Source organism: Mesorhizobium sp. M3A.F.Ca.ET.080.04.2.1 (genome assembly GCF_003952525.1).
Lineage (GTDB): Bacteria > Pseudomonadota > Alphaproteobacteria > Rhizobiales > Rhizobiaceae > Mesorhizobium.
This window is the reverse complement of record NZ_CP034451.1, coordinates 3,689,522-3,715,541: the sequence shown is the minus strand read 5'-3', so window position 1 is coordinate 3,715,541 and position 26,020 is coordinate 3,689,522. Positions and strand designations below refer to the sequence as shown.

Sequence of the window (26,020 nt, the reverse complement as noted above, 5' to 3'; positions counted from 1 at the left end):
AAAGAGCGATTGTAAATCGCAGTTGTAGCAGTGTAACAAACTGCGTAACAAAAAGCGCGAAAAGATTAGCATTTTCAGCAGGATAGGCGTGAAACCGAATCCCTCCCTCTCCGCCAAGTCGCAGCTCAGCGGGCTGCCGCAATCGGTCCCTTCCAGCAACTATCCAACGCGATCGCGATCAACTAGCCGAGCCGGCAGCTTCAGCATCAGGCGACGCGTGCCCCAGTTCGCCAGATGGAGATGAAGGTCGAACCAGCGTTCCATGAGTTCGCTTACCTTGGGCCACGTGCTTGATCCGCCTTTTCCTTGCTGATCTTATGTGCGTTCCGGCGAGCGATACCTTGCCGACTCATGACAAAGTCCAGCAAGCATGAAACCGGATCAGCGGGCAAGAAAGTGGATCGAAAAGAAGGCCAAGAAGGGGGAGGCGCCTACCCCACCGGCACTATCGCCTTCTGGCCCTGACAATGTCAGCGCCACGAAGCTGGCCGTCGGCATTGTCCGCGCTCCGCATTCCGAGCCGACCGAATTGCGCCGCTGGTTGATGGAAACCGGTGACATGCAAAAGAGCGGAACGATTTTCGCCGAGATCGCGGCGTTCCTGAAGGAGCGGGAGGTGCATTCCGTGGTCATGGCCGACAGAATCATTGGTTGCCCGCATGAGGAGGCGATCGACTACCTGGAAGGGGGCGTCTGCCCTCACTGTCCCTATTGGGCGGGCGGGGATCGCTGGACGGGGAAGTTGGAAGCGAGTTGAAGCCTCGCACGCGGCCCTCGCCGCGCGAGGCCGCGAAGTGCAGCCGCAAGAAGGGGAGATCAGATGGTCGATAGTTCCTCGAAACAGACGAAGGTGACTTCGAGCCACTGGGGTGCGTTCGAGGTGGATGTCGAGGGTGATCGCATCGTCGCCACCCGACCCTTCTCGCACGATCCCCATCCCACGCCGATTCCCGGCATTCTTCCTGCGGCCGTCCACCACCGCACGCGCGTGGCCCACCCGTCAATCCGGCGTGGCTGGCTGGAAAAGCGCAAGCGAGACGGGCGCGGCAGCGACGAATTCGTCGCGCTTCCGTGGGACGAAGCGCTCGACATCGCCGCGACGGAGATCGACCGGGTGCGCCGCGAGTATGGCAACAAGGCGATCTTCGGCGGCTCCTACGGCTGGAGCTCCGCCGGCCGGTTCCACCACGCGCAAAGCCAGGCGCACCGGTTTCTCAACTCGATCGGCGGCTATGTCGCTTCGTTCGGCAGCTACTCTACCGGCTGCGCTCAGTCGATCATGCCGCATGTCTTCGGCGTGAACTTCCTGCAGCTCCTTTACGAGCACCAGGACGGCTGGCAGACAATCCACGACCACACCCAGACGCTGGTGATGTTCGGAGGGATCAATCCCAAGAATTCCCAGGTCAGCATGGGTGGGGTCACGGAGCATGAGACGGCCGGCTGGTTCCACCGCTTTGCCGCGAAGGACATGCGCTGCATCAATATCGGGCCGCAACGCATCGACGCGCCGGAAGGCTGCGAATGGATTCCTGTTCGGCCCGCATCCGACACCGCGCTGATGCTGGCGCTTGCGCATGTTCTGGAAAGCGAGGGGCTCACCAACCGCGACTTCCTGGCCCGATGCACCGTGGGGTTCGAGCGTTTCCGTCCCTATCTGATGGGCGAAACCGACGGCCAGCCCAAGAGCCCAGAATGGGCCGCGCCGCTTTGCGGCGTCGATCCCGACACGACTCGGAACCTTGCGCGCCGGATGGCTTCGACCCGCACGCTGGTCACGGTCGCCTGGTCGCTGCAGCGCGGCGAACACGGCGAGCAGCCCTACTGGATGTCGGCCGTGCTCTCCGCGATGCTGGGCCAGATCGGCCTGCCCGGCGGTGGAGTGGGCTACGGCTACGGCGCCATCGGCGGCGTGGGAAAATCACTCATCGGCCTTGGCGGCATGACCTTCTCGCAGCTGACGAACCCGGTCGAAACGGTCATCCCGGTCGCGCGGATCGGCGACATGCTGCGAAACCCTGGCCAACCCTATGATTTCAACGGCCGGCGCGAGCCCTATCCCGACATCCGCCTCATCTATTGGGCCGGAGGCAACCCCTATCACCATCATCAAGACCTGAACGCGCTGCACGAGGCGTGGCAGAAGCCCGAGACCGTGATCGTGAACGAGCCCTGGTGGACCGCGACCGCCAAGCGCGCCGATATCGTCTTCCCGGCGACGACGCCCTACGAGCGCGAGGACATCGGGCGCTCGAACCTCGACGATTATCTTTTCCACATGCCGCGCCTGATCCCGCCGGTGGGCGAGGCGCGCGACGACTACGCAATCTTCGCCGGACTCGCCGAGCGCCTCGGCGTGGGCGCCGTGTTCACCGAAGGACGGAGCGCCGCGGACTGGCTTTCGCTACTGTACGAGGAATACCGCAGCCTTGCCGTCCCGAAGGGCGTCGAAGTGCCTGATCTGGAAGAGTTGAGAGCGCGGAACTGGATAAGGCTGCCGATCCGGGCAGAGGGCCCCAACCGCACGCTCTTCGCCCCCTTCCGGGAGAATCCCGAAGCCTCGCCGCTCGGCACGCCCTCGGGCAAGATCGAGATCTTCTCCGAAACCATCGACGCCTTCGGCTATGACGACTGCCCAGGGCATCCGGTTTGGCTGCCGCCCTCGGAATGGCTGGGCGCAGCAACAGTGGCCGCGCCGCTGCACCTCGTCTCGCCGCAGCCGGGGGACAAGCTCCACAGCCAGTTCGAAAGCGCCCTCGCCGACCGGGAGGGTGCGCGGCCCGAAACGCTGGTCATGCATCCCGGCGATGCGACCGTGCGAGGAATCCGAACCGGCGATCTCGTCCGGGTCTTCAACACGCGTGGCGCGTGCCGGGCGCGAGCATCGGTATCCGAGGACATTCATCCTGGCGTGGTGGCCTTGCCCACCGGCGCATGGTTCGGCGACCCCGGCGGGAACATCGACCCTGACGGAAACCCGAACGTGCTGACGAAGGACGTTGGCACCTCGCGACTGGGGCAGGGATGCAGCGCCCACACAGCGCTGGTCGATGTCGCAAGGCTGGAAGCTTAAGGCCGGCTCGATAACTTCGATGGTGGCCGAGCTCCTGCTGCACGAAGGCAACATGCCCCGCCCTGAGCCGCGACATCCGGAGGCGGAGCACTATCCTGCGGATTCCTGTGCAGCGATCGCGCTCAGGAAAATATGCCCGAACTCCCTGAGCTTGGCTTCGCCGACGCCGTTGACTTCAGCGAAGGCGTGGAGATCGCGAGGCCGGCGCTCGGCCATATCGATCAGCGTGCGATCGGAGAAGATCACATAGGCCGGCACCTGGCGCTCCTTGGCCAGACGCAGCCGCAGCGTCTTGAGCGCGCCCAGCAGGGCCGCATCAGCATCCTCCATGGCCGTCGCGGCTCTGCCTTCGGAACGCGTCTTGCCGCGCGAGTCTCGACCTCGCGTCTCGACCCGGTACTGGAACGCCATCTCGCCCCGCCCGAGCGCGCGGCCCTTTTCGGAAATGGCGAGGCCGCCATGGCCGCTCGGGTCCGGCATCAGGAACCCTCCCGCGACGAGCTGACGGATCAGCGACAGCCATAGATCTCTTTTGTGCGCCGCGCCCGTGCCGAAGCTGGCAAGCCTTTCATGGCGTCTCGCCAAAACCTTCTCGGTTTCGTGGCCGAGCAGGATGTCGACGATATGGGCGGCGCCGAAGCGCTCGCCGGTCTGCGCGACCGCCGCAAGGATGACACGCGCCTCGTTGCCGCCGTCGGCACGCGGCGCCTGGCTGAGGCAGTTGTCGCAATTGCCGCAGCCCGAAGCCTGTTCGCCGAAATAGCCAAGCAGGATCTGGCGCCGGCACCCGGCCGCCTCGCAATAGCCGATCAGCGTGTCCAGCCGGCGGTGCGCGCGCCTCTTGTGCTCCGGCGAAGCATCCTCATCGTCGATGAACATGCGGCGCGTGCGGATGTCGCCGAGACCGAACAGCATATGCGCTTCGGCCGGCCGGCCATCGCGGCCGGCACGGCCGATCTCCTGGTAATAGGCCTCGAGGCTGGCCGGCAGGTCGGTGTGGAAGACATAGGCGACATCAGGCTTGTCGATGCCCATGCCGAAGGCGATGGTCGCCACCATGACGACGCCCGACAGCGTCATGAAAGCGTTCTGGTTCGCTTCGCGCGCCTCCTTGCTCATGCCGGCATGATAGGCGAGCGCGGCAAGGCCGTTCTTTTCGAGGAAGGCTGCCATCTCCTCGGTCTTCCGGCGCGACAGGCAGTAGACGATGCCGCTGCGGCCCGGATGGCGGCGGACGAACTCCAGCAGCTGGCGCTTGGTATCCTGCTTGGCCTCCATGCCGAGCTTGATGTTCGGCCGGTCGAAGCCCAGCACCAGGGTCTCGACCCGCCCGGCAAACAGCTGTGCGCTGATATCGCCGCGCGTCGCCTCGTCGGCGGTCGCCGTCAGCGCGATGATCGGCACATTGGGAAAGACGTCGCGCAGCCGCGAAAGGTCTTCATATTCGCGGCGGAACGCCGGTCCCCATTGCGAAATGCAATGCGCCTCGTCGATGGCGATCAGGCGGATGTCGAGCCGGCCCAGCGCATCCAGCATGCGCTCGGTCATCAGCCGCTCCGGCGCCAGATAGAGCAGGCGCGTCTGGCCCGACGCGACGCGGCGCCATGCCGCGACATTGGCGTCGCGGTCGAGCGAGGAATTGATCGTGTCGGCCGCCACGCCGGCAAGACGCAGCGCCGCGACCTGGTCCTGCATCAGCGCCACCAGCGGCGAGACGACGATTGTCAGCCCACCCAGAACCAGCGCGGGCACCTGGTAGCAGAGCGATTTGCCGGCGCCCGTCGGCATCACCGCCATCACATGGTGGCCGCCGAGCAGCGCCTCCATCACCGCCGCCTGGCCGGGGCGGAAATCGCCGAAGCCGAAGACGTCCTTCAGGACGCGGCGCTTGGGATCTCCAGCCGTGCTCGTCGAAAGCTCAATCACCGAATTCTCATGCGTCGGGCTGCCTCGGCATGTCATACCCAAACTCGCGGCAGAAGGCTTCCACACGGGCAAGAAAGGCCGGCGGCAGGCCGTGAAGATAGGTTCTGAAGTCCTCGTTGCGTTCCCATTTCCGCAGCGACGTCGTTCGAATCTGGTTCCGGGGATCGGCGCTGAAGCGAATTCTCGGCGAGAGGCTGAACGCGCGTGCAATCGCCACCTGCGCGCTATCGGGGTCGCCGATCAGATCTTCATAGCGCAGGAAGACGATCGGCCGCAGGGGTTGAACCTGCCGCAAGCGCTGCAGCCCGTCATATTCCGCCTCCCAGCGCTCGGGCGTGACGTGGAAAGGCCGCAGGTGCTTCGTTTCGGGATGCGAGCTCGTCAGCACGTCGAAAGGGTGGCGCACGCAGTAGATCAGGCCCGCTTCGGCCGGCAGGTTGCAGAGCTGCCTGTGGCTCTCGGCGGTTCGCTTGACGACGACATTGGCTGTGCGCGGCCTGAGATCCATCAGCTCCGGGAACGGAGCTTCGCGGCCCAGCACATGAATATCCTCGAAGCAGGCCATCAGGCTGCGGGTCAGCGTGGTTCCGCTGCGCGCGCAACCGGCGATGAAAATCCTGTTCAGTTGCTTCGCGCTTTCCTTCCCAAGGATCCGGCCCAGCGAGCGAGCCAGCCGCCGCGCCTCGTCTTCGACCGTGGCGGCAATGCGCGACAGCCCGGCCGGCCCGGACGCTGCCGGAACGATTTCAGCCAACGCGATGCCACTCTCCCCGGCGACGGCATAGAGGAGCCACACCCGCCCATCTTCCTCGAAAATCGCGGGGTCGCGCAGCGCGCTCTCCCTCCCCGTCGCAGCCCCGGTGCGGCTGGGACGCAACGGCAGATCCGCGCCTTCGAAATCCGTGCCCGGCCTCAGCAGTTCGTCCGAGCCGCGCACCCTCCACCGTTTCCAGTCGCGCGAGAGGTCGATTGTGCCGTGAAATATCCGCTCCGGCGCGTCGCCCTTGCGGGTATGGAAGATCCGCAGCCAGCGACCGGACTTCTGCACCGCTAGATGTCGTGGCGGCAATCGCCCAAGCGACCCGGACAGCACGACCGGTCCCTGCTCGAAGCCGGATAGACCGTCGCTCGAACGGAATAGCTTGGTGGAGTCGGTGCCGAAGAGACCATACCACCAGTGGCCGTGCCGGAAGACTCGGGCATAAGACGGCCCAAGCGCCTTGGGATGTGGAGAAAAATGCAGGCCGTCGGCGGAAGTGGCGGCGAAAGTCATCTGTTCGCCGCCAACCGCGGCCGGGCCATGGAAATACATGACAATGCGCTGATTCTGCTCGTCGACATGCAGGTCGGGAGAGGCGATGTGCTCCTTCAGGAAAGGACATTCGGCAAGCGACAGGGCGCCACCGGGATGAATTCGCCACGGGCCTTGCAGTGCGTCGGCATAAGCAAGCCGGATGTAGCTGCCATTGTGGTGTGCGAAATAGAGATAATAGGCGCCGAGACGGCCGCGAACCCACTCGGGGACCTTCATCAGCGACGGACCGCAGATGTTGGCGCCATCGTCACCCGGCAGCATGTCGGGCGTTATCAGGGCGCCGTGCCGCCTTGCTGTGATACCGGCGGGACGCGCCTGCTGCTGGATATCGGTCAATCTTGTCTCCCCGGCGGCAAAGACGGCCAGATAAAGCGATTTGCGGATCGACGCCAATACCGCCGGTGCGATCGCACACGATGCTCCTGTGGCGATGCGATGCAGGCGTTAAGCCTATCTTCATCATGTTGCGGCACGGTCGTCGTCCTGCGGCGATGTGATGTTTTGAGTACCGCGGCGGCGCCACAAGCGCCCAGGCAACAAGCCCGCGCCTCACGGCGCGGGTTTTCCTTTTGGCAGATCGGTCTCTCGGGGAAGGACGTCGGCTCGCCCGGCAGGTTTCGGCCGTCCTTGCGACGGCGGTGAACAGATGGTACGCCGCCCGTGCTCGATCGCGCCGGACATCGACAATGCCGCTCCGCCGGAATTCTTCAGCCGTTTTGGTGCCATGACCGGTACCCGCCTTTCCGACCGCACGCTGCGCTCCTTGCCGGCAGGGTTTCGGTTCCGGCTTACGATCGCACCAGCGTCACGCCCGGTATCGTCCATCTCGGTGTCGGGGCCTTTCACCGCGCCCACCAGGCGGCCTATGTCGAGGCCTGCCTGGCAGGTGGCGAGACGGACTGGGGGATCGTCGGCGTCTCGCTGCGCAGCCCCGACACGCGCGACGCGCTCGCACCCCAGGACGGGCTCTACACGCTCGCCATGAGGGGCAGCGAGGAACAGCAGTTGCAGGTTGTCGGATCGCTCCTGTCGCTGCTGGTGGCGCCGGAGGACCCGGGCGCCGTGCTTACCGCGCTGACCGATCCGCGCATCCGCATCGTCACGCTGACCATCACCGAAAAGGCCTATCTGAGGGCGGCCGACGGCAGCCTGGACGACAGCCATCCGGACATCGCGCACGATCTCGCGAACCCGGGATCGCCGAAGACGGCGCACGGCTTCCTGGCCGAGGCGCTGGCGCGCCGCCGCGCTGCCGGCACACCGCCCTTTAGCGTGCTTTGCTGCGACAATCTTCCGGCTAACGGCGCCGCGCTGCACCGGCTGATGGTCGAATATGCGAGCTTGCGCGATCAACGGCTCGACCGCAGGGTCCATGCCGGCCCCGCCCGACAGGCCGACCTCGCGCGGTATGTTGCCGACGAAGTCGCCTTTCCGTCGAGCATGGTCGATCGCATCGTGCCGGCGACCACCGATGCCGACCGGGCGCGCATTGCGGTCGCGCTTGGTGCGGAGGACGCCTGGCCGGTGATGACCGAGCCGTTCCGCCAGTGGGTGATCGAGGATCGGTTTCCGGCCGGGCGCCCGGCCTGGGAAAAATTCGGCGTCACCATGGTCGAGGACGTGCGCCCGTTCGAGGACATGAAGCTGAGGCTGCTCAACGGCGCGCACTCGGCCATCGCCTATCTCGGCCTGCTGAGCGCCCACGCCACCGTCGACCGCGCCTTTGCCGATCCGGCGATCCGGGAGTTCGTCGACCGTCTATGGGCGGAGGCGATACCAACGCTGGCGCAGGATGCCGGGCTCGAGCCGCTCGCCTACACCGCCGAACTCGCCGCGCGTTTTTCCAACGCCGCCCTTGCCCACCGCACCGCGCAGATCGCCAATGACGGCAGCCAGAAGCTGCCGCAGCGCATCGTCGCCTCCGCCCTCGCCAGACTGGAAGCAGGATTGCTTCCCGAACACCTGTCCCTGGTTGTCGCCGCTTGGATCGCCGCGTGCGAGGCGCGCGGCAGGACTTCGCGCAAGGACCACTTCACCGATCCGCTGGATGCCGCGCTCGACGAGCTGTTCAGCCGCGACCTGCCGACGGCTGAAACGGCAACGGCGGTGTTCGACCTCGCCGGCTTTGCCAAAAATCATCCCGACCGGCAGTCATTGGTCGAGTTCGTGGCCGTCCATCTGGTGCATTTCAGGCAGGGTGATCAGGCGCTTGCCCTGGCAGCTCTCGGTATTGGCGGTGAGCGCGGAAGAGACGACTGACCGCTGAGGCGCTTGCCACATCTCGCGCTGCGTGCTGGGACATTGGCCATTCTTCCCGGAAGTCGCGGGCTGTCCAACAAACAAAAAAGCGGGGCAAGCCCCGCCTTGGGGCAAGCCCCGCCTTTCAATTCTTCGTCAGGAGCCTGCCTCAGGCCGGCAGCAACGCGCCTTCCAGCGTGGTCAGCTGGCTGAGGAACTGCTCTGCCTTGCTGCGCGCCTCGTCGTCCTTGGCGTCGGCAGCGTCTTCCTTGGCTTCCTGGATGCGGCGGGTGAGGTCGGCGCGGTCGATGTCGTTCACATGCGTTGCCGACTCTGCCAGCAGCGTGCAGCCGGACGGCAGGATGTCGGCAAAGCCGCCGAACACCACATAGCGCTCTTCCTTGCCGGCCGCCGTCTTCACCGTGACGACGCCGGGCTTGATCGTGGTCATGACCGGAGCGTGCTGCGCCATCACGGTCATCTCGCCTTCGGCGCCCGGGATGACGACCGATTCGACCTGCTCGGAAACGAGCAGCCGCTCCGGCGAGACCAGTTCGAACTTGAAAGCTTCAGCCATGATCAATCTAGCGAATGGTGAATGGTGAATGGTGAATGGCCAAAATGACCTTCACTTCAGTCCGATTTCCTATCCGCTACTCCCTATTCACCATTCACTATTGACCATTCACCAGCTTACGCCGCTTCAGCCGCCAGGCGCTGCGCCTTCTCGACCGCCTCGTCGATGCCGCCGACCATGTAGAAGGCGGCTTCCGGCAGGTGGTCGTAGTCGCCGGCGCAGAGGCCCTTGAAGCCCTTGATGGTGTCGGCGAGGTCGACCAGCTTGCCCGGCGAACCCGTGAACACTTCGGCGACGAAGAACGGCTGCGACAGGAAGCGCTCGATCTTGCGGGCGCGGGCGACGGTCTGCTTGTCTTCTTCCGACAGCTCGTCCATGCCCAGGATCGCGATGATGTCCTGCAGCGACTTGTAGCGCTGCAGGATCGACTGCACCTGGCGGGCGACCTGGTAGTGCTCCTCGCCGACGACCATCGGGTCGAGCATGCGCGAGGTCGAGTCCAGCGGATCGACGGCCGGGTAGATGCCCTTTTCCGAGATCGCGCGGTTGAGCACGGTGGTGGCGTCCAGATGGGCGAACGAGGTCGCCGGCGCCGGGTCGGTCAAGTCGTCGGCCGGCACGTAGATGGCCTGCACCGAGGTGATCGAGCCCTTGGTCGTCGTAGTGATGCGCTCCTGCAGGGCGCCCATGTCGGTGGCGAGCGTCGGCTGGTAGCCCACGGCCGAGGGAATGCGGCCGAGCAGCGCCGACACTTCCGAGCCCGCCTGGGTGAAGCGGAAGATGTTGTCGACGAAGAACAGCACGTCCTGGCCCTGGTCGCGGAAATATTCGGCGACGGTGAGGCCGGTGAGGCCGACGCGGGCGCGGGCACCCGGCGGCTCGTTCATCTGGCCGTAGACCAGCGCCGCCTTGGAACCCTGGCCGCCGCCCTTCTTGTTGACGCCCGACTCGATGAACTCGTGATAGAGGTCGTTGCCTTCGCGGGTCCGCTCGCCGACGCCGGCGAACACCGAGAAGCCGCCATGCGCCTTGGCGACGTTGTTGATCAGTTCCTGGATCAGCACGGTCTTGCCGACGCCGGCGCCGCCGAACAGGCCGATCTTGCCGCCGCGGGCGTAAGGCGCCAGCAGGTCGAGAACCTTGATGCCGGTGACCAGGATCTGCGCTTCGGTCGACTGGTCGATATAGGCCGGAGCCGGCTGGTGGATGGCGCGCAGCGCGACGCCGTCGACCGGACCGGCTTCGTCGACCGGCTCGCCGATGACGTTGATGATGCGGCCGAGCATGCCCGGGCCGACCGGCACCGAGATCGGGGCGCCGGTGTCATAGACCTGCTGGCCGCGCACCAGGCCTTCCGTGGAGTCCATGGCGATGCAGCGCACGGTGTTCTCGCCGAGATGCTGGGCGACCTCGAGCACCAGGCGGTTGCCGACATTTTCGGTCTCGAGCGCGTTGAGGATCGCCGGCAGATGATCTTCGAACTGCACGTCGACGACGGCGCCGATGACCTGGCGGACCTTGCCGGCAACGCCGGTCCTCTTGACCGCAGCGCTCGGCGCATTCGCCGCCACCGTCTTGGCCGGAGCGGGCGCCTTCTTCGCCGGAGCGGCTTTCGCGGCGGCTGCCGGAGCCTTTGCCGCGTCCTTCGGGGCCGGTGCCGCCTTGGCGGCGGTCTTCGGGGTAGCTGATTTCGCCATCGTCTTTGCCCTTTTCGTCTATCTGTTGTTCACGCTGCTGCGAGGGTTGCGATCCCGCGCGGGCGTGCCTAGAGCGCTTCGGCGCCCGAAATGATTTCGATCAGTTCCTTGGTGATCTGCGCCTGCCGCTGGCGGTTGTAGGTGATCGACAGCCTGTTGATCATGTCGCCGGCATTGCGCGTCGCATTGTCCATGGCGCTCATCTTGGCGCCCATCTCGCCGGCCGCGTTTTCCAGCAGCGCGCGGAAAATCTGCACGGCGATGTTGCGCGGGATGAGGTCGGAGAGGATCTCGCCCGGCTCGGGCTCGTATTCGTAGACGGCGGTGGCGCCGGTGCCGGCCTCGGCAGCCGGCGAAACCTGGGCCGCCGGAATGATCTGCTGCGCCGTCGGGATCTGGCTGATCACCGACTTGAACTGCGAATAGAACAGCGTGCAGACGTCGAAACCGCCCTCGTTGAAGAGGTGGATGACCTTCTTGGCGATCGCGTCCGCATTGACGAAGCCGAGCGTCTTGACCTCGCGCAGGTCAATGCGCTCGAGGATCAGCGAGCCGTAGTCGCGGCGCAGGATGTCGTAGCCCTTCTTGCCGACACAGATGATCTTGACCTGCTTGCCGTCGGCGAGCAGCCGGCGGATGTGGTCGCGGGCAAGGCGGGCGATCTGCGAGTTGAAGCCGCCGCACAGGCCGCGCTCGGCGGTGCAGACGATGAGCAGATGCACGTCGTCCCTGCCGGTCCCGGTCATCAGCGCCGGGGCATCGCCGCCGCCGCCGATCGCCTGGGTGATGTTGGCCAGCACGGCGCCCATCCGCTCGGAATAGGGACGCGCCGCTTCCGCCGCTTCCTGCGCGCGACGCAGTTTCGCCGCGGCGACCATCTGCATCGCCTTGGTGATCTTCTGCGTCGCCTTGACCGAGGCGATACGGTTACGAAGGTCTTTTAATGAAGGCATGCTTCAAACCTGATCCCGTGCGTCCGGCTTCTTCTTAAGCGAAGGTCTTGGCAAAGGCGTCGATCTCGGCCTTGAGCTTGGCGCGCAGATCGTCCGACAGCGCCTTCTCCTTGCGGATGCCGTCGAGCACCTCCTTGCCGGCCGAGCGCATGTGGCTGAGCAGGCCATGCTCGAACTTGCCGACCTGGTTGAGCGCCAGCTTGTCGAGATAGCCGTTGACGCCGGCGAAGATCACCGCGACCTGCTCTTCCGTCTTGAGCGGCGAGAACTGCGGCTGCTTGAGCAGCTCCGTCAGGCGCGAACCGCGGTTGAGCAGTCGCTGCGTGGCGGCGTCGAGGTCGGAACCGAACTGCGCGAAAGCCGCCATTTCGCGGTACTGCGCGAGTTCGCCCTTGATCGAGCCGGCGACCTGCTTCATCGCCTTCACCTGCGCCGAGGACCCGACGCGCGACACCGACAGGCCGACGTTGACCGCCGGGCGGATGCCCTGGAAGAACAGGTTGGTCTCGAGGAAGATCTGGCCGTCGGTGATCGAGATCACGTTGGTCGGGATGTAGGCCGACACGTCGTTGGCCTGCGTCTCGATGATCGGCAGCGCGGTCAGCGACCCGGCGCCGTTGTCGTCATTGAGCTTGGCGGCGCGCTCCAGAAGGCGCGAGTGCAGGTAGAAGACGTCGCCCGGATAGGCTTCGCGGCCCGGCGGGCGGCGCAGCAGCAGCGACATCTGGCGATAGGCGACGGCCTGCTTCGACAGGTCGTCATAGCTGATCAGCGCATGCATGCCGTTGTCGCGGAAATACTCGCCCATGGTGCAGCCGGCGAACGGCGCCAGGAACTGCATCGGCGCCGGATCGGAGGCGGTGGCGGCGATGATGATGGAGTAGTCGAGCGCGCCGCGCTCTTCCAGCACCTTCACGAACTGCGCAACGGTCGAGCGCTTCTGGCCGACGGCGACGTAGACGCAGTAGAGCTTCTCCTTCTCCGGGCCATTGTCGTGCACCGACTTCTGGTTCAGCATCGTGTCGAGGATGATGGCGGTCTTGCCGGTCTGCCGGTCGCCGATGACCAGCTCGCGCTGACCGCGGCCGACCGGGATGAGCGCGTCGATGGCCTTGAGGCCGGTCGACATCGGCTCGTGCACCGACTTGCGCGGAATGATGCCGGGCGCCTTGACGTCGACGCGGCGGCGCTCGGTGGCCTTGATCGGGCCCTTGCCGTCGATCGGGTTGCCGAGGGCGTCGACCACGCGGCCGAGCAGGCCGGGGCCGACCGGAACGTCGACGATGGCGCCGGTGCGCTTGACGGTGTCGCCTTCCTTGATGTCGCGGTCGTTGCCGAAGATGACGACGCCGACATTGTCGGCTTCGAGATTGAGCGCCATGCCGCGGATGCCGCCGGGGAATTCGACCATCTCGCCGGCCTGGACGTTGTCGAGGCCGTAGACGCGGGCGATGCCGTCACCGACGGACAGCACCTGGCCGACTTCGGAGACCACGGCCTCCTTGCCGAAATTCTTGATCTGGTCTTTCAGAATTGCGGAAATTTCCGCGGCGCGGATGTCCATCAGCCGACCTCTTTCAGTGCAAGCTTGAGCGAATTGAGTTTGGTTTTGAGCGACGTATCGATCTGGCGCGAGCCCATCTTGACGATCAGGCCGCCGAGCAGCGACGGATCGACGGTCATGGCGATGGCCACGTCCTTGCCGGCGATGCCCTTCAGCGTCGCCTTGAGCTCTGTCTGCTGCGCTTCCGTCAGCGCATGCGCCGAGGTGACCTCGGCCGACGCCTCGCCGCGGTGGTCGGCGGCGATCCGGCGGAACGCCTTGATCATGCCAGGCACGGCGAACAGCCGGCGGTTGCGGGCAACCACACGCAGGAAATTGCCGACGAGGCCGGTGATCTGCGCCTTGCCGATGATTGCGCCGATCGCCTTAGCCTGGTCCTCGCTGGAAAACACCGGGCTGTTGATCAGACGGGCAAGGTCGGCGCTGGCGTTGAGCATCGCCTCGAAACCATTGAGGTCGGCCTCGACCTTGGCGACGGAATTTTCCTGCAGCGCAAGCTCGAACAGCGAGCTTGCATAGCGTTCTGCGACAGCGGAGATAGGCGATGACGATTGGGCCACGGACCGTCTTTTCTCTTATCTGACAGGCCGCAGATTGTTGGCGCGAGCAAAAACTCTGGCTAAATCTTTGACCTTACTGCAAATTTTCCAAGCACGGAGGGATGGCTTCCGCTATCCCCGGCCGAAAGTCGAATGCCGTCTAGCACAGGCCTTTTAAGACCGCAATGCATCGTCCGGCATGGTTTTCAGGCACTTTTGTCGCATCCACCGGCGAAGTTCAACCACCGGCCGCGAGGAATTCCGCTTCCCGCCATTTCGATCGTGCGCCTGCTTGAAAATCTCTGTCTCGGAACTTCACCCAATTTCCTGCACTCATCAGTGGAAGAAGGCCGTGACCCCCTCCAAACCGCGACCGGTTTGCTTGCTGATCCCTGTGGTTGGCTCCCATGGCGGCAGCAACCGGAGTTTGATACGGAGCACTCATCTTCTGGGTGGGGCTTGCTGCGTTGCTGGCCATTGCAGCGCGGCCTTGGGAACATGCGGTGATGATTTGCAGCCGATAGACGCGGAGCGTGGATTTCGGCCGGAGATACAGGGGCTGCGCGGCCTGGCCGTCGCCCCGGTCGTCGTTTACCACCTGTGGCCGACGATGCTTCCCGGCGGATATGTCGGCGTCGACGTCTTTTTCGTCATCTCGGGCTATCTGATCACCGGCATGCTGGCTGAGATGTCGAGGCGCGACGGCCGCGTGTCCCCGATCGGCTTCTACTCAAGGCGCGTGCGGCGGCTTCTGCCGGCCGCAACGCTTGTCCTGCTCGCATCGCTGGCTGGCAGCTTGCTGTTCCTCTCCAAGGCGCGCTGGGAGGAAACCGCCAACCAGATCCTCGCCAGCGCGTTCTATGTCGAGAACTGGCGCCTCGCGGCGATCGCGGTCAGCTATCTCGACGCCGACAGCCTGCCGACCCCGGTGCAGCACTATTGGTCGCTGTCCATAGAAGAGCAGTTCTACATCGTCTGGCCACTGCTGGTGATCGGTGTGGCCTGGCTGTCGCGCCGCATGGGGCTCTCTGTCCAGCGTTCGCTGACCGCAGCGTTGTCGCTCGTCTTTGTCGCATCGCTGATCGTGTCGATCGTCATGACAAGGCTGGACGCCGCCCAGGCCTATTTCGTCACGCAGACGCGCATCTGGGAGTTGGCGCTGGGAGGCCTGCTGGTTCTCGCCCAGCACCGGCTTCGACCAGGCAGCCGTGCAAGCCGCTGGCTTGCCGTCGTGGGCCTGGCCGGAATTCTCGGATCGGCCGCTTTGTTTTCCGCGGCAACGCCGTTCCCCGGCGCGGCTGCCCTGCTGCCGACGCTCGCCACCGTTTGCGTCATCCTGGCCGGCAATCGCAAAGACATCCGGATTCGGGGACTTGATTCAGGCATCCTTCGCTTCGTCGGCGACCGCTCCTATTCCATCTATCTCTGGCACTGGCCGCTGCTGACCTTCTACCTGGCGCGGGGCAATTCACCGACATTGGCCGGCGGCATTGGTCTCGCGCTGTTGACCCTCGTGCTGTCCGACCTTTCCTATCGATATGTGGAGCAGCGCTATCGCCGCGCCCGGCCGGGCGCGTGGTGGAAACCGCTCGGCTACGGCACCGTCGCAGTGCTCGCCTGCGCCCTCGTCTCAGGCGGTCTGCTTCTTGCCCTCAGGGCAGAAACCATCGACACCGCCTTGATCGGAACGCCGTCCTATCCTGGACCCGCCGCCCTGCTCTGGAACGCACCGGCTCCGGCCGATGTCGAGCTTCTTCCGCCCTTGGCGAGGCTCACGCGGGACGTGCCGGTGGTCTATTCTTCGAAGTGCCATCAGGAAGGCGACAGCGCCGATCCGGTCGGATGTTCTCTGGGCGATCCCGCTGGTGCAAAGACCATCGTCCTCGTCGGCGATTCGCACGCCGCGCAATGGGTGCCGGCGCTCGACAGGATCGCCAAAGACCACGATTTCAGGCTGGTCAGCTTCACGAAATCGGCCTGCCCGTTCAGCCGTGTCACCATCGGAAAGGACAAGCCTTACCCTGCCTGCGCCGAATGGCGTGAAAAGGTGCTGGTCGAGATCGTCAAACTCAAGCCCTATCTGGTGTTCACCAGCCAGTCGAACTACGGCGCCGTTCCCCAAGGCGAGATGATCGAGGGCTTGCGCAGCCTGTGGGACAGGATCACCCGGACGGGTGCGCGTATCGTCGCCATCCGCAACACGCCCCATGTGAAGTTCGACCCTTCCGACTGCCTGAGCGTGACCCCGGCGAAATGCTCCACCAGGCGCAGCGAGGGGACGCCGAGCGATGTGCTGGTCGTGGCCGCGAAGGCTGAAAACAACAGCAGCGTTACCGCCGTGGACATGATCGATGCCATATGCGGGCCGGACCTATGTCCCGCAGTCGTCGGCAATGTCATCGTCTGGCGCGATCACCATCATCTGACGGCCACCTATTCGCTGGCGCTGGCTCCCTATCTGGCGCAGAAGGCCGGGCTCTGAACGAAACCGGTCAAGGCACGAAGCCGAAGGCGAAGGCGAGCGGCAGGGCCGCCAGCGCCAGTTCCACGACGATGGACGCCCAGTTGAACGGCGTGTTGGCACTGTCCGACATCATCGACAGCAGCCGGCCGAAAGCGGTGAACAGCCAGGAGAAGCCGAGCGCCATGTAGAGCAACGGCTGCGCCAGCAGAATGCAGCACAGGCTGACGCCGAGATAGAAGCCCGACATGCGGCCCCGTCCTTCGGCGATGGCTGCCGCCTTCTCCGGCTTGGCCTGCAGACGCAGGATGCGGAAAGCAAGGTTCGGCGCCAGGAACAGCATCAGGCCGATGAGCAGGGTCGCGACGGCGCTCGACCAGGCCAGCCACTCGCCCTGGCTTGCCGGCCATGGAAAAGCGAATTCCATTGTGTCCCCCTTCGATATCGGCCTGAATCACCGCCATTCTAGCGAAGGAAAACCACCGCGCCAGATGCCCGGCTAATTGCGGGCCGGCGCCCGGAAGGCGCCGGCGCCGAGAGCCGCCGCACGCTGGGCGGCACGCATTAGCCGAGCGCGAATTCGACCGCGGCCTCGGCATGGATGCGCGTTGTGTCGAAAACCGGGATGTCGAAATCATCCTGGGCGATCAGCATGGTGATCTCGGTGCAGCCCATGATGAGGCCGTCGATTTTGTCATCGCGCCGCATGCGGGCGACTTCCTCGACATAGGCCGCTTTCGAACCGCTGCTCACGACGCCTTGGCAAAGCTCGTCATAGATCACCCTGTGCACCAGGTCGCGGCCCGCCTGACCCGGCACCACCGGCTGCAGGCCATACCGGTCTGCCAGCCGTCCCTTATAAAAATCCTGCTCCATGGTGAAGCGTGTCGCGAGCAGCGCGGGGCGCTTCACACCCGCATCGACAACGGCCCGAGCCGTAGCGTCGGCGATATGGATCAGCGGGATCGTTACGGCCGCCTGCACCGTGTCGGCGAGCTTGTGCATGGTGTTGGTGCAGATCACCAAGCCCTGAGCCCCGGCCGCCTGCAGCCCGCGTGCGGCTTCCGTCAGAAGGGCGCCTGCGCCTTCCCAATCGCCCGCATGCTGCCGCTCTGCGATCTCGGCGAAATCGAACGACCACAACAAGAGCTTCGCCGAATGCAGCCCGCCGAGGCGCTCGCGCACGATTTCGTTCAGCAGGCGATAGTAGATTGCTGTCGATTCCCAGCTCATGCCGCCGAGCAGGCCGAGGGTTTTCATGGAAACGGTCTTCATCATGAGACACTCCGCGGCGCAATTGGTGTCACAGAAAACTTTGCGGGTCGATATCGACCTGCACCCTCACCGAGCCCCTCACCTTCGGCCCTTCCGCCAGCATGGCGCGTATGAAGCCCTGCATGTCCGCGCGCCGCTCGCCTTGAACGAGCAGACGGAAGCGGTGACGGCCGCCGATCAGCGACAGCGGCGCCTCGGCCGGCCCGAGCACGAAGAGATCGGAGGCTTGGGGCGCCGCGCGCCTCAGGCCACGCGCATGGGTTTCGGCTTCACCCCGAGTCGCCGCGCTGACGATGATGCCGGCCAGACGTCCGAACGGCGGCAATGCCGCCCGCTCGCGCTCGGCGATCTCGCGCTCGTAGAATGCTTCCGAATCGCCGGAGACGATGGCCCGCATCACCGGATGGTCCGGCTGGTAAGTCTGCAGCAGGCCGAGGCTCTTCTTGCCGGTGCGGCCGGCGCGCCCCGTCACCTGGCTGAGCAACTGGAAGGTGCGCTCGGCGGCGCGCGGGTCGCCGTTGGCGAGGCCGAGATCGGCGTCGACCACGCCGACCAGCGTCATGCCCGGAAAATTATGTCCCTTGGCGACGAGTTGGGTGCCGATGACGATGTCGGCCTCGCCATTGGCGACCGCCTCCAGCTCGAGCCGCAGCCGGCGCACGCCGCCCAGAAGGTCTGACGAAAGCACGATAGTTCGCGCCTCGGGAAAATGCGCCACAACTTCTTCGGCGATGCGCTCCACGCCCGGCCCGCAGGCGACCAGATGATCGAGCGTGCCGCATTCGGGGCAGGCTTCGGGCCGCCGCTCATTGTGGCCGCAGTGATGGCAGACGAGCTGGCCGCGAAAGCGGTGCTCGACCAGCCAGGCCGAGCAGACCGGGCAGCCGAAGCGATGGCCGCAGCCGCGGCAAAGCGTCAGCGGCGCATAGCCGCGCCGGTTGAGGAAGAGCAGCGACTGTTCTTGTCTCTCCAGCGTGCGCTGCATGTGTCCCAGCAGGATCGGCGACAGGAAGCCGCCGCGCGCCGGAGGCGCACGCCGCATGTCGATCGACTTCAGGTCGGGGAGCGCTGCCTCGGCGAAGCGCGCCGACAGCACCGCCCTGCTGTAGCGGCCCTGACTGGCATTGACGCGGCTCTCGACCGATGGCGTGGCAGAGGCAAGCACCACCGGAAAGCCGCTGATATGCCCGCGCACCACCGCCATGTCGCGGGCATTGTAGAAGACGCGGTCCTCCTGCTTGTAGGCCGGGTCGTGCTCCTCGTCGACGACGATCAGGCCGAGCTGCTTGAACGGCAGGAACAGCGCCGAGCGCGCTCCGGCGACGACGCGCACGCCGCCTTCCGCCACCTGCCGCCAGACGCGTTCGCGCATCCTCGGCGGCAGGTCGGAATGCCATTCCGCCGGCTTGGCGCCGAAGCGGTCCTGGAAGCGTTCGAGGAAGGCATGCGTCAGCGCGATTTCCGGCAAGAGGATCAGCACCTGCTTGTCCTTGCCGAGGGCTGCGGCCACCGCCTCGAAATAGACTTCCGTCTTGCCCGAGCCGGTGACGCCGTCGAGCAGGGTGACGTTGAAGGCATCGGCCGCGATCGCCGCGCGCAGCTTCTCGGCGGCGGCCTTCTGGTCCGGCATAAGCGCCGGCACGGCATGGCAGGGATCGGGCGCCGCCACCACCGGTCGCGGCGGGATCATCACTGTCTCGAACACGCCTTGCGCTCTCAAGCCGTCGATGACGGTCGAGGAGACGCCCGCCGCATGCGCCAGCCCCGAGCGCGTCCAGGCAAGTCCGCCTTCGGCCGTCTCCAGCACCCGCCGACGGGCGTCGGTCAGGCGGTCGGGTTGGGCCAAGGTGCGCTGCAGCCCTTCGATCCAGGGCTCCGGATCGAAGGCTTCAGGCGCCCTCAGCAGCATGCGCGCCACCATGCCGGGGGCCGACAGCGTGTATTGCGCGATCCAGTCGACGAAACGGCGCATGCCCTTGTCGATCGGCGGACAGTCGAAGACTTCCTCGATCGGCCGCAACTTCTTCGCATCGACGGTCTCGACGACGGCGTCCCAGACGATGCCCGCCACCTGCCTGGGCCCCAGCGGCACGCGCACGATCGAACCCGGCACCACGCGCATGCCGGCCGGCACGGCATAGGTGTAGGGCCGTTCGGCCGGCATCGGCACCAGCACGGGTGCGGCCGCTACAAAAGGCGAATCTTCCATCATCAGGCGTGACCTTGCCCCGACTTTGGTCTAGAGCAAAGGGTGACCCCCGAACGTGCCTGTTAGGCACCTGGAAATCTCCAAGGAGACCGCCATGAAGTTTTTTGTCGATACCGCTGACATCAAGGAAATCAAGGAGCTGCACGATCTGGGTCTGGTCGATGGCGTCACCACCAACCCTTCGCTGATCCTGAAATCGGGCGGCAAGATTTCCGAAGTCACCAAGCAGATCTGCGACATCGTCGAAGGCCCGGTCTCGGCCGAGGTCGTGGCGACCGAGTTCAAGGACATGATGGCCGAGGCCGAGGTGCTGGCCAAGATCGCGCCGAATGTCGCCATCAAGGTGCCGCTGACGCTGGACGGGCTGAAAGCCTGCAAGACCATCCGCACCGAGATGAACCGCATGGTCAATGTGACGCTATGCTTCTCGGCCAATCAGGCGCTGCTCGCCGCCAAGGCCGGCGCCTCCTTCATCTCGCCTTTCGTCGGCCGCATCGACGACACCGGTTCGGACGGCATGGAGCTGATCTCCGAGATCCGCACCATCTATGACAACTACGACTTCAAGACCGAGATCCTGACCGCTTCGGTGCGCACGGTGAACCACGTCAAGCAGGCGGCGCTCATCGGCGCCGATGTGATCACCGCGCCGCCGGCGACGCTGAGAGCGCTGGTCAGCCATCCCTTGACCGACAAGGGACTTGCCGCCTTCATCGCCGACTGGGCCAAGACCGGCCAGAAGATCGGCTGATCTCATCTTTCCCAGGTAAAAAAAAGGCCGGGCACCCGGCCTTTTTCTTGGCAGAGTGCCATCCCTTGGCGATCGACCGGAACCGCCATCGCGATCGTCATCCTTGGGCTGAGCGGGAAGCGAAGCGTACCGCGTAGACCCGAGGATCCATTCCGTTACAAAGGAGCTGCAGGGGTGCAGAAATTCTGCTCCGCTGCATTCTTCGATCAAGGTCACGGAATGGATCCCAGGGTCTCCGCGACGCCGCTTCGCGGCTGCTTCGCCCTGGGATGACGAGGTTGGAGAAGCTTCGGCCAATCCCGGGCGAAGAACTAGGCTTTCTTGCCGTGCCTGATCAGATCCTGGGCAATGGCCAGGCGCAAAAGATCGGCAAGTTCGCGCGCGGCGCGGTTCTCGGCGTCGATCTGCGCCCGGTAGGCCGCATACTCCTGGCGCGGCCTGTCGAAGGAAGACGGGATCGAACGTTTGCCGACCGAGATCACCGTATTGGTCGCCGTGTCCCTCAGCACATAGTTGGCGGTCAGCGTCACTGTGCCGGCCGTCGGCTCGTCCTCGTCGGTCTGAACCTGCACCAATGCGGCCGACTCGACCAGTTCGCTGACGCCGAGATCGAGCGTGTAGACCGGGTTCGACGGCTCGTTGGCGTTCTGGCCGAAGGCGAAGATCAGGTAGTTGCGCACCTGCTGGGCATAGCGCGTGCTGACCGGCTTGATCGCGATCGACGACAGCGCCGAGGCCGTGCCGGCGTCCGAACCCGCGACCAGGGGCGCGTTGGAGTAGAGCGGCCGCACCGTGCAGGCCGAGACCAGGGCGGTCGAGGCGACCAGACCGCAAAGCGCCATGCGGCTCAGCCAACGCGTCACTTCCGTCTTAGGCAACGACATTGACGATCCTTTGCGGGACGATGATCACTTTGCGCGGTGCCTTGCCTTCCAGCGCCTTCTGCACGAAGTCGAGGGCCAGCACCGCCTTTTCGACGGCACCTTGGTCTGCGTCGCGGGCAATTGTCAAATCCCCGCGCTTCTTGCCGTTGACCTGCACGGGCAGCACGATTTCGTTGTCGACGACGAGCGCCGGATCGAAGGTCGGCCACGGCCGTTCGGCGACGAGTTCTGTGCCGCCGAGCGTCTCCCAGCACTCCTCCGCAAGATGCGGCATGACCGGTGCGATCACGTGCACCAGGATCTCGACCGCCTCGCGGCAGGCAGCCTTCAGCGTCGCATCGGCTTTGCCCTCGGCGACGTCGTTGAGCGGGGTGGTCAGCGCGTTGGCGAGCTCGTAGGTGCGGGCGATGGCACGGTTGAAGCCGAGCTTCTCGATGTCCTCGCCGATCGCCTTCAGGATCTTGTGAGCGGCCTTGGAGACGGCGCCGGCCTCGCCTTCCTTTGCCGCGGCCGGCTTCGCGTCGGCCAGTGAATCGGCCGCGATCGACACCAGCCGCCAGACGCGCTGCACGAAGCGATGCGCGCCGGCGGCGCCCTCGTCCGTCCATTCGACGTCGCGCTCCGGCGGCGAATCCGACAGCATGAACCAGCGTGCGGTGTCGGCGCCGTAGCCGTCGGTGATCTCTTCCGGGCTCACCGTGTTCTTCTTCGACTTCGACATCTTCTCGAGCGCGCCGATGGTGACCTCGTCTCCGGTGGCGATCTCGATAGCGCGGCGCTTGCCGTCGGCATCCTCGATCCGGACCTCGCCAGGCGACAGCCAGCGGCCGTTCGACGAACTGCCGACACGGTAGGTCTCGTGCACCACCATGCCTTGCGTGAACAGGCCCTTGAACGGCTCGGCGAGATTGAGATGACCGGTCTCGCGCATGGCGCGGGTGAAGAAGCGCGAATAGAGCAGATGCAGGATCGCGTGCTCGATGCCGCCGATATACTGGTCGACCGCCAGCCACTCGTCGGCCGCCTTGGGCTCGGTCGGCTCGTTCGCCCAGGGCGCCGTGAAGCGGGCGAAATACCAGGACGAATCGACGAAGGTATCCATCGTGTCGGTCTCGCGCCGCGCATCCTTGCCGCATTGCGGGCATTTCACATGCCGCCAGGTCGGGTGGCGGTCGAGCGGGTTGCCCGGGCGATCGAACTCGATGTCGTCGGGCAGCTTGACCGGCAGATCGGCCTTCGGCACCGGCACCACACCGCAATCCTCGCAATGGATCATCGGGATCGGGCAACCCCAGTAGCGCTGCCGCGAAATGCCCCAGTCGCGCAGGCGGAAATTCACCTTGCGCTCCGCCATCGGCCGGTTGCCGATCGTCTTCTGTTCCAGCAGCTTGGCGATCTCGTCGAACGCCCGCTGCGGCTTCATGCCGTCGAGGAAGCGCGAATTGATCATCACGCCGTCGTCGACATAGGCCTCGTCGATGATCTGGAAGGTTTTCGGATCACCATCTTCCGGCATCACCACCGGGATCACCGGCAGGCCGTATTTGTTGGCGAAGTCGAGGTCGCGCTGGTCGCCCGACGGGCAGCCGAAAATGGCGCCGGTGCCGTACTCCATCAGCACGAAATTGGCGACGTAGACCGGCAGCGTCCAGTTCTCGTCGAACGGATGGACGACGCGGATGCCGGTGTCGAAGCCCTTCTTCTCGGCCGTCTCCAGCGCCGCTACCGAGGTGCCCATATGGCGCACCTCGTCGATGAACTTTGCCAGCTCGACATTGTTCTCGGCGGCTTTCCTGGCCAGCGGATGATCGGCAGCGATCGCCATGAAGGAGGCGCCGAAGATGGTGTCCGGCCTGGTCGTGTAGACTTCCAGCTCATGTTCGCCGGCGACCGAGGCCGCCAGCGGCCAGCGGATCAGCAGCCCTTCCGAGCGGCCGATCCAGTTGTGCTGCATCAGCTTGACCTTCTCCGGCCATTCGTTGAGGCCTTCGAGCGAATCCAGCAGGTCCTGCGCATAGTCGGTGATCTTGAAGAACCACTGCGTCAGTTCGCGCTGCTCGACCAGCGCGCCCGAGCGCCAGCCGCGGCCGTCGATGACCTGCTCGTTGGCGAGCACGGTCATGTCCTCCGGGTCCCAGTTGACCTTGGAGGATTTGCGCGTGACCAGTCCCTTCTCGACGAAATCGAGGAACAGCATCTGCTGGCGGTGGTAGTAGTCGACGTCGCAGGTGGCGAACTCGCGCGCCCAGTCGAGCGACAGCCCCATGACCTTGAGCTGCTCGCGCATGACCGCGATGTTCTCATAGGTCCAGTCCTTGGGATGGACCTTGTTCTGCATCGCCGCGTTCTCGGCCGGCATGCCGAAGGCGTCCCAACCCATCGGATGCAGCACGTTGAAGCCCTTGGCCCGCTTGTAGCGCGCCACCACATCGCCCATCGTGTAATTGCGGGTGTGGCCGATATGGATCTTGCCCGACGGATAGGGGAACATCTCGAGCACGTAGTATTTCGGCTTCGGATCGTCGTTCCTGGCCTCGAACAGCTTCTTTTCGGCCCAGGCCTTCTGCCATTTGGGCTCTGACGTGCGCGGATTATATCGTTCGGTTGCCATCGGATGTTTTTCACTTAAAAGCAGCTACGCGGCGCCGGACAAGGCCGGCAGCCCGAGAAAATGTCGTCGCGGTGTTCACCATGGATTGCCGGACCCGTCAACTGCGGCGAGCCGGCGTGGACGCTAAAACTATGGGCAGGATATGGGCATGACGAGCGTCGTCGAACAGCTTCTCGCGGTCAAGGCAAGGATCGCAAATGCCGAGCGCGAGGCAAAACGCGAGCCCGGCGCCGTGACGCTCGTCGCGGTGTCCAAGACCTTCGCGGCCGAAGACATTCGCCCAGTGATCGACGCCGGCCAGCGCGTCTTCGGCGAGAACCGCGTGCAGGAGGCGCAGGCCAAATGGCCGGCTCTTAGGGACGCTTTTCCCGACATCGAGCTGCATCTCATTGGCCCGCTGCAGTCCAACAAGGCCAGGGAAGCGGTCGCCCTCTTCGACGTCATCGAGACGGTCGATCGCGAGAAGATCGCCGCCGAACTCGCCAAGGAGATCGCCAGGCAGGACCGGGCGCCAAGACTCTACGTTCAGGTCAACACCGGCTCGGAGCCGCAAAAGGCAGGGATCGAGCCGCGCGAGGCGGTTCGTTTCGTCGAGCGCTGCCGCGACGTCCATGGGCTTGCCGTGGAAGGGCTGATGTGCATTCCGCCGGCCGAAGAGAACCCGGGACCGCATTTCGCGCTGCTGGAAAGGCTCGCCCGCGAGGCCGGCGTGGAAAAACTGTCGATGGGCATGTCCGGCGATTACGAGATTGCGATCGCCTTCGGCGCGACCAGCGTCAGGGTCGGCTCGGCGATCTTCGGCAGCCGGTGAGGCCAGCGGGGACCGGCTGCGCCAGTTGGCCGCTCTCATCGCCGGCATCGACCGCCCACGTGTTCTGGCGTGTTGGAAGCCGGTGGTCCTTGCGCAACTGGGTTTTGCTTGCAGCAGTTCCGGAAGTGCATGGCGGTCTTCTGCCGTGGCTGCAAAAAGCAAGAATTAGAGGCGCACAGTTTCTGCGAGGAAGTCCAGAAAGGCCCGGACACGCGCCGGCAGATGCTTACCCTGGCCGACATAGACGGCATGCGTCGGCTCCTCGTCGCCAGGATTGAATTCTTCCAGCAGCGGCGTAAGCCGTCCGGCGGCGATATCTGGCTCGACATGCCAACGCGCCAGCCGCGCTATGCCCGCTCCCGCCAACGCGGTCAGCCGCATCGCTTCGCCGTCGCTCACCGCCGTGTTGCCGACGATCGGGACCACGGTCGATGCGCCATCCCGGTCGACGAAAGGCATGCCATCGATATGTCGGGCGAAGCCGAAGGCGAGCAGATTGTGACGGCTGAGATCGGCTGGGTTGCGCGGCGTGCCGTGCGCCTCGAGATAGGCGGGCGCCGCGACCACCACCATCCGGCTCTGGCCGAGCTTGCGCGCCACCAGCCGTGATTCTTTGAGCGGCCCGGCGCGGATGGCGACATCGGCGCGCTCTTCCATGAGGTCGATGACGCTGTCGGTCAGCATCGCCTCGACCGAAATCTCGGGATAGCATTCGAGGAAACGAGGCAGCAGCGGCATCAGCCGGTGCTGCCCGAAAGGCACATAGGCGTTGACCCTCAGCCTGCCGCGCGGCGCCGCGCCCGCAGCCGCCTCGCGCTCGGCGGCATCGAGATCGGCGAGGATGCGCAAGGCGCGGTCGTGGAAAGCGGCCCCTTCCGGCGTCAGTTGCAGCCGGCGCGTCGAACGGCTGACCAGCCGCGCGCCGAGCCGTGCCTCCAGCCGCGCTATCAGCTTGCTCACCGCCGACGGTGTCATGCGCAGCGCCCGCGCCGCCGCCGAGAAACTGTCCGTCTCGACGACGCGGACGAACACTTCGATCTCGCCGGAACGGTTGATTTCTGGCCTCGCCATTCGTGAATCTATTTCACAGAAAATATGCCGGATGCAAGGCTGGTTCACAGCTTGGCGGATCACGA

The 26,020-nt window shown here is 65.1% G+C and carries 19 protein-coding genes and 1 pseudogene; 7 read left to right on the top strand and 13 right to left on the bottom strand.

Annotated elements, in window-relative coordinates; genetic code table 11:
• Positions 1 to 370: 370 nt before the first annotated feature.
• Together EJ074_RS17810 and EJ074_RS17805 are read left to right on the top strand one after the other, a co-directional pair.
• Entirely contained in the window at positions 371 to 757 is a 387-nt protein-coding gene (locus EJ074_RS17810) for a hypothetical protein (RefSeq protein ID WP_095804756.1), read from the top strand.
• Between the two features lie 63 nt (positions 758 to 820).
• Complete coding sequence (locus EJ074_RS17805; protein WP_129553644.1) at positions 821 to 3,073, top strand: molybdopterin-dependent oxidoreductase; 2,253 nt, start codon at positions 821 to 823, stop codon at positions 3,071 to 3,073.
• Between the two features lie 90 nt (positions 3,074 to 3,163).
• Here the strand turns inward: EJ074_RS17805 and recQ are convergent, their stop codons facing one another.
• Positions 3,164 to 5,035: a DNA helicase RecQ gene (gene recQ / locus EJ074_RS17800; RefSeq protein WP_095804758.1), complete on the bottom strand. Its 1,872-nt coding sequence runs from the start codon at positions 5,033 to 5,035 to the stop codon at positions 3,164 to 3,166.
• The gene (locus EJ074_RS17795) at positions 5,007 to 6,272 is read right to left on the bottom strand and encodes a sulfotransferase (RefSeq protein WP_129553643.1); all 1,266 of its coding nucleotides are present in this window, start codon (positions 6,270 to 6,272) and stop codon (positions 5,007 to 5,009) included. Before EJ074_RS17795 ends, recQ begins: the two co-directional genes overlap by 29 nt.
• Between EJ074_RS17795 and EJ074_RS17790 the strand changes: the two genes are divergently transcribed.
• Positions 6,237 to 6,956: a hypothetical protein gene (locus EJ074_RS17790; protein WP_129553642.1), complete on the top strand. Its 720-nt coding sequence runs from the start codon at positions 6,237 to 6,239 to the stop codon at positions 6,954 to 6,956. The genes EJ074_RS17795 and EJ074_RS17790 overlap by 36 nt on opposite strands.
• Positions 6,957 to 7,038: 82 nt before the next feature.
• Positions 7,039 to 8,573: pseudogene (locus tag EJ074_RS17785) on the top strand (mannitol dehydrogenase family protein).
• A gap of 148 nt (positions 8,574 to 8,721) precedes the next feature.
• On the opposite strand, the gene EJ074_RS17780 reads toward EJ074_RS17785, so the two are convergent.
• From EJ074_RS17780 to EJ074_RS17755, 5 genes are all read right to left on the bottom strand, one after another.
• On the bottom strand, positions 8,722 to 9,129 hold the full coding sequence (locus tag EJ074_RS17780) for a F0F1 ATP synthase subunit epsilon (RefSeq protein ID WP_095804760.1): 408 nt from the start codon (positions 9,127 to 9,129) through the stop codon (positions 8,722 to 8,724).
• 116 nt (positions 9,130 to 9,245) lie between these two features.
• A complete protein-coding gene (gene atpD / locus EJ074_RS17775; protein WP_165349960.1) occupies positions 9,246 to 10,826 on the bottom strand; it encodes a F0F1 ATP synthase subunit beta in 1,581 nt (526 codons plus the stop codon).
• 68 nt (positions 10,827 to 10,894) lie between these two features.
• Positions 10,895 to 11,779, bottom strand: coding sequence for a F0F1 ATP synthase subunit gamma (locus EJ074_RS17765; protein WP_095804761.1), 885 nt, complete (start codon positions 11,777 to 11,779; stop codon positions 10,895 to 10,897).
• Positions 11,780 to 11,813: 34 nt separating this feature from the next.
• Positions 11,814 to 13,343, bottom strand: a complete 1,530-nt coding sequence (gene atpA / locus EJ074_RS17760; RefSeq protein ID WP_095804762.1) for a F0F1 ATP synthase subunit alpha — start codon at positions 13,341 to 13,343, stop codon at positions 11,814 to 11,816.
• On the bottom strand, positions 13,343 to 13,903 hold the full coding sequence (locus EJ074_RS17755; RefSeq protein ID WP_095804763.1) for a F0F1 ATP synthase subunit delta: 561 nt from the start codon (positions 13,901 to 13,903) through the stop codon (positions 13,343 to 13,345). The genes atpA and EJ074_RS17755 overlap by 1 nt, the downstream gene beginning before the upstream one ends.
• 490 nt (positions 13,904 to 14,393) lie before the next feature.
• Here EJ074_RS17755 and EJ074_RS17750 point away from each other — a divergent pair, with 490 nt between their 5' ends.
• Positions 14,394 to 16,364, top strand: a complete 1,971-nt coding sequence (locus EJ074_RS17750; RefSeq protein WP_165349959.1) for an acyltransferase family protein — start codon at positions 14,394 to 14,396, stop codon at positions 16,362 to 16,364.
• 10 nt (positions 16,365 to 16,374) lie between these two features.
• Here EJ074_RS17750 and EJ074_RS17745 read toward each other — a convergent pair whose 3' ends face one another.
• From EJ074_RS17745 to EJ074_RS17735, 3 genes are all read right to left on the bottom strand, one after another.
• Positions 16,375 to 16,770 (bottom strand): DUF4345 family protein, encoded by a 396-nt coding sequence (locus EJ074_RS17745; protein WP_129553639.1) that lies wholly within the window; start codon positions 16,768 to 16,770, stop codon positions 16,375 to 16,377.
• A 137-nt stretch (positions 16,771 to 16,907) separates the two neighbouring features.
• A complete protein-coding gene (locus EJ074_RS17740; RefSeq protein WP_095804959.1) occupies positions 16,908 to 17,603 on the bottom strand; it encodes an aspartate/glutamate racemase family protein in 696 nt (231 codons plus the stop codon).
• Positions 17,604 to 17,646: 43 nt separating this feature from the next.
• Positions 17,647 to 19,830, bottom strand: a complete 2,184-nt coding sequence (locus tag EJ074_RS17735; RefSeq protein WP_095804766.1) for a primosomal protein N' — start codon at positions 19,828 to 19,830, stop codon at positions 17,647 to 17,649.
• Between the two features lie 91 nt (positions 19,831 to 19,921).
• On the opposite strand from EJ074_RS17735, the gene fsa reads away from it, so the two are divergent.
• Positions 19,922 to 20,578, top strand: coding sequence for a fructose-6-phosphate aldolase (gene fsa, locus EJ074_RS17730; protein ID WP_095804767.1), 657 nt, complete (start codon positions 19,922 to 19,924; stop codon positions 20,576 to 20,578).
• Between the two features lie 311 nt (positions 20,579 to 20,889).
• Here fsa and lptE read toward each other — a convergent pair whose 3' ends face one another.
• Both lptE and leuS read right to left on the bottom strand, forming a co-directional pair.
• Positions 20,890 to 21,462 carry an LPS assembly lipoprotein LptE gene (lptE, locus tag EJ074_RS17725; protein ID WP_129553638.1) on the bottom strand — a complete coding sequence of 191 codons (573 nt, stop codon included), beginning with the start codon at positions 21,460 to 21,462 and terminating at the stop codon, positions 20,890 to 20,892.
• Entirely contained in the window at positions 21,449 to 24,073 is a 2,625-nt protein-coding gene (gene leuS, locus EJ074_RS17720) for a leucine--tRNA ligase (protein ID WP_095804769.1), read from the bottom strand. Before leuS ends, lptE begins: the two co-directional genes overlap by 14 nt.
• 148 nt (positions 24,074 to 24,221) lie before the next feature.
• Between leuS and EJ074_RS17715 the strand changes: the two genes are divergently transcribed.
• Positions 24,222 to 24,884, top strand: coding sequence for a YggS family pyridoxal phosphate-dependent enzyme (locus EJ074_RS17715; RefSeq protein ID WP_095804960.1), 663 nt, complete (start codon positions 24,222 to 24,224; stop codon positions 24,882 to 24,884).
• A 165-nt stretch (positions 24,885 to 25,049) separates the two neighbouring features.
• Here the strand turns inward: EJ074_RS17715 and EJ074_RS17710 are convergent, their stop codons facing one another.
• The gene (locus tag EJ074_RS17710; RefSeq protein ID WP_095804770.1) at positions 25,050 to 25,955 is read right to left on the bottom strand and encodes a LysR family transcriptional regulator; all 906 of its coding nucleotides are present in this window, start codon (positions 25,953 to 25,955) and stop codon (positions 25,050 to 25,052) included.
• Positions 25,956 to 26,020: the final 65 nt, after the last annotated feature.

What these genes read in the sequence shown, in the direction of transcription:
- EJ074_RS17810 (WP_095804756.1), top strand. Translation starts at nt 371, where the DNA reads ATGAAACCGGATCAGCGGGCAAGAAAGTGGATCGAAAAGAAGGCCAAG.
- EJ074_RS17805 (WP_129553644.1), top strand. Translation starts at nt 821, where the DNA reads ATGGTCGATAGTTCCTCGAAACAGACGAAGGTGACTTCGAGCCACTGG.
- recQ (WP_095804758.1), bottom strand. Translation starts at nt 5,035, where the DNA reads ATGACATGCCGAGGCAGCCCGACGCATGAGAATTCGGTGATTGAGCTT.
- EJ074_RS17790 (WP_129553642.1), top strand. Translation starts at nt 6,237, where the DNA reads ATGCAGGCCGTCGGCGGAAGTGGCGGCGAAAGTCATCTGTTCGCCGCC.
- EJ074_RS17795 (WP_129553643.1), bottom strand. Translation starts at nt 6,272, where the DNA reads ATGACTTTCGCCGCCACTTCCGCCGACGGCCTGCATTTTTCTCCACAT.
- EJ074_RS17780 (WP_095804760.1), bottom strand. Translation starts at nt 9,129, where the DNA reads ATGGCTGAAGCTTTCAAGTTCGAACTGGTCTCGCCGGAGCGGCTGCTC.
- atpD (WP_165349960.1), bottom strand. Translation starts at nt 10,826, where the DNA reads ATGGCGAAATCAGCTACCCCGAAGACCGCCGCCAAGGCGGCACCGGCC.
- EJ074_RS17765 (WP_095804761.1), bottom strand. Translation starts at nt 11,779, where the DNA reads ATGCCTTCATTAAAAGACCTTCGTAACCGTATCGCCTCGGTCAAGGCG.
- atpA (WP_095804762.1), bottom strand. Translation starts at nt 13,343, where the DNA reads ATGGACATCCGCGCCGCGGAAATTTCCGCAATTCTGAAAGACCAGATC.
- EJ074_RS17745 (WP_129553639.1), bottom strand. Translation starts at nt 16,770, where the DNA reads ATGGAATTCGCTTTTCCATGGCCGGCAAGCCAGGGCGAGTGGCTGGCC.
- EJ074_RS17740 (WP_095804959.1), bottom strand. Translation starts at nt 17,603, where the DNA reads ATGAAAACCCTCGGCCTGCTCGGCGGCATGAGCTGGGAATCGACAGCA.
- EJ074_RS17735 (WP_095804766.1), bottom strand. Translation starts at nt 19,830, where the DNA reads ATGATGGAAGATTCGCCTTTTGTAGCGGCCGCACCCGTGCTGGTGCCG.
- fsa (WP_095804767.1), top strand. Translation starts at nt 19,922, where the DNA reads ATGAAGTTTTTTGTCGATACCGCTGACATCAAGGAAATCAAGGAGCTG.
- lptE (WP_129553638.1), bottom strand. Translation starts at nt 21,462, where the DNA reads ATGTCGTTGCCTAAGACGGAAGTGACGCGTTGGCTGAGCCGCATGGCG.
- leuS (WP_095804769.1), bottom strand. Translation starts at nt 24,073, where the DNA reads ATGGCAACCGAACGATATAATCCGCGCACGTCAGAGCCCAAATGGCAG.
- EJ074_RS17715 (WP_095804960.1), top strand. Translation starts at nt 24,222, where the DNA reads ATGACGAGCGTCGTCGAACAGCTTCTCGCGGTCAAGGCAAGGATCGCA.
- EJ074_RS17710 (WP_095804770.1), bottom strand. Translation starts at nt 25,955, where the DNA reads ATGGCGAGGCCAGAAATCAACCGTTCCGGCGAGATCGAAGTGTTCGTC.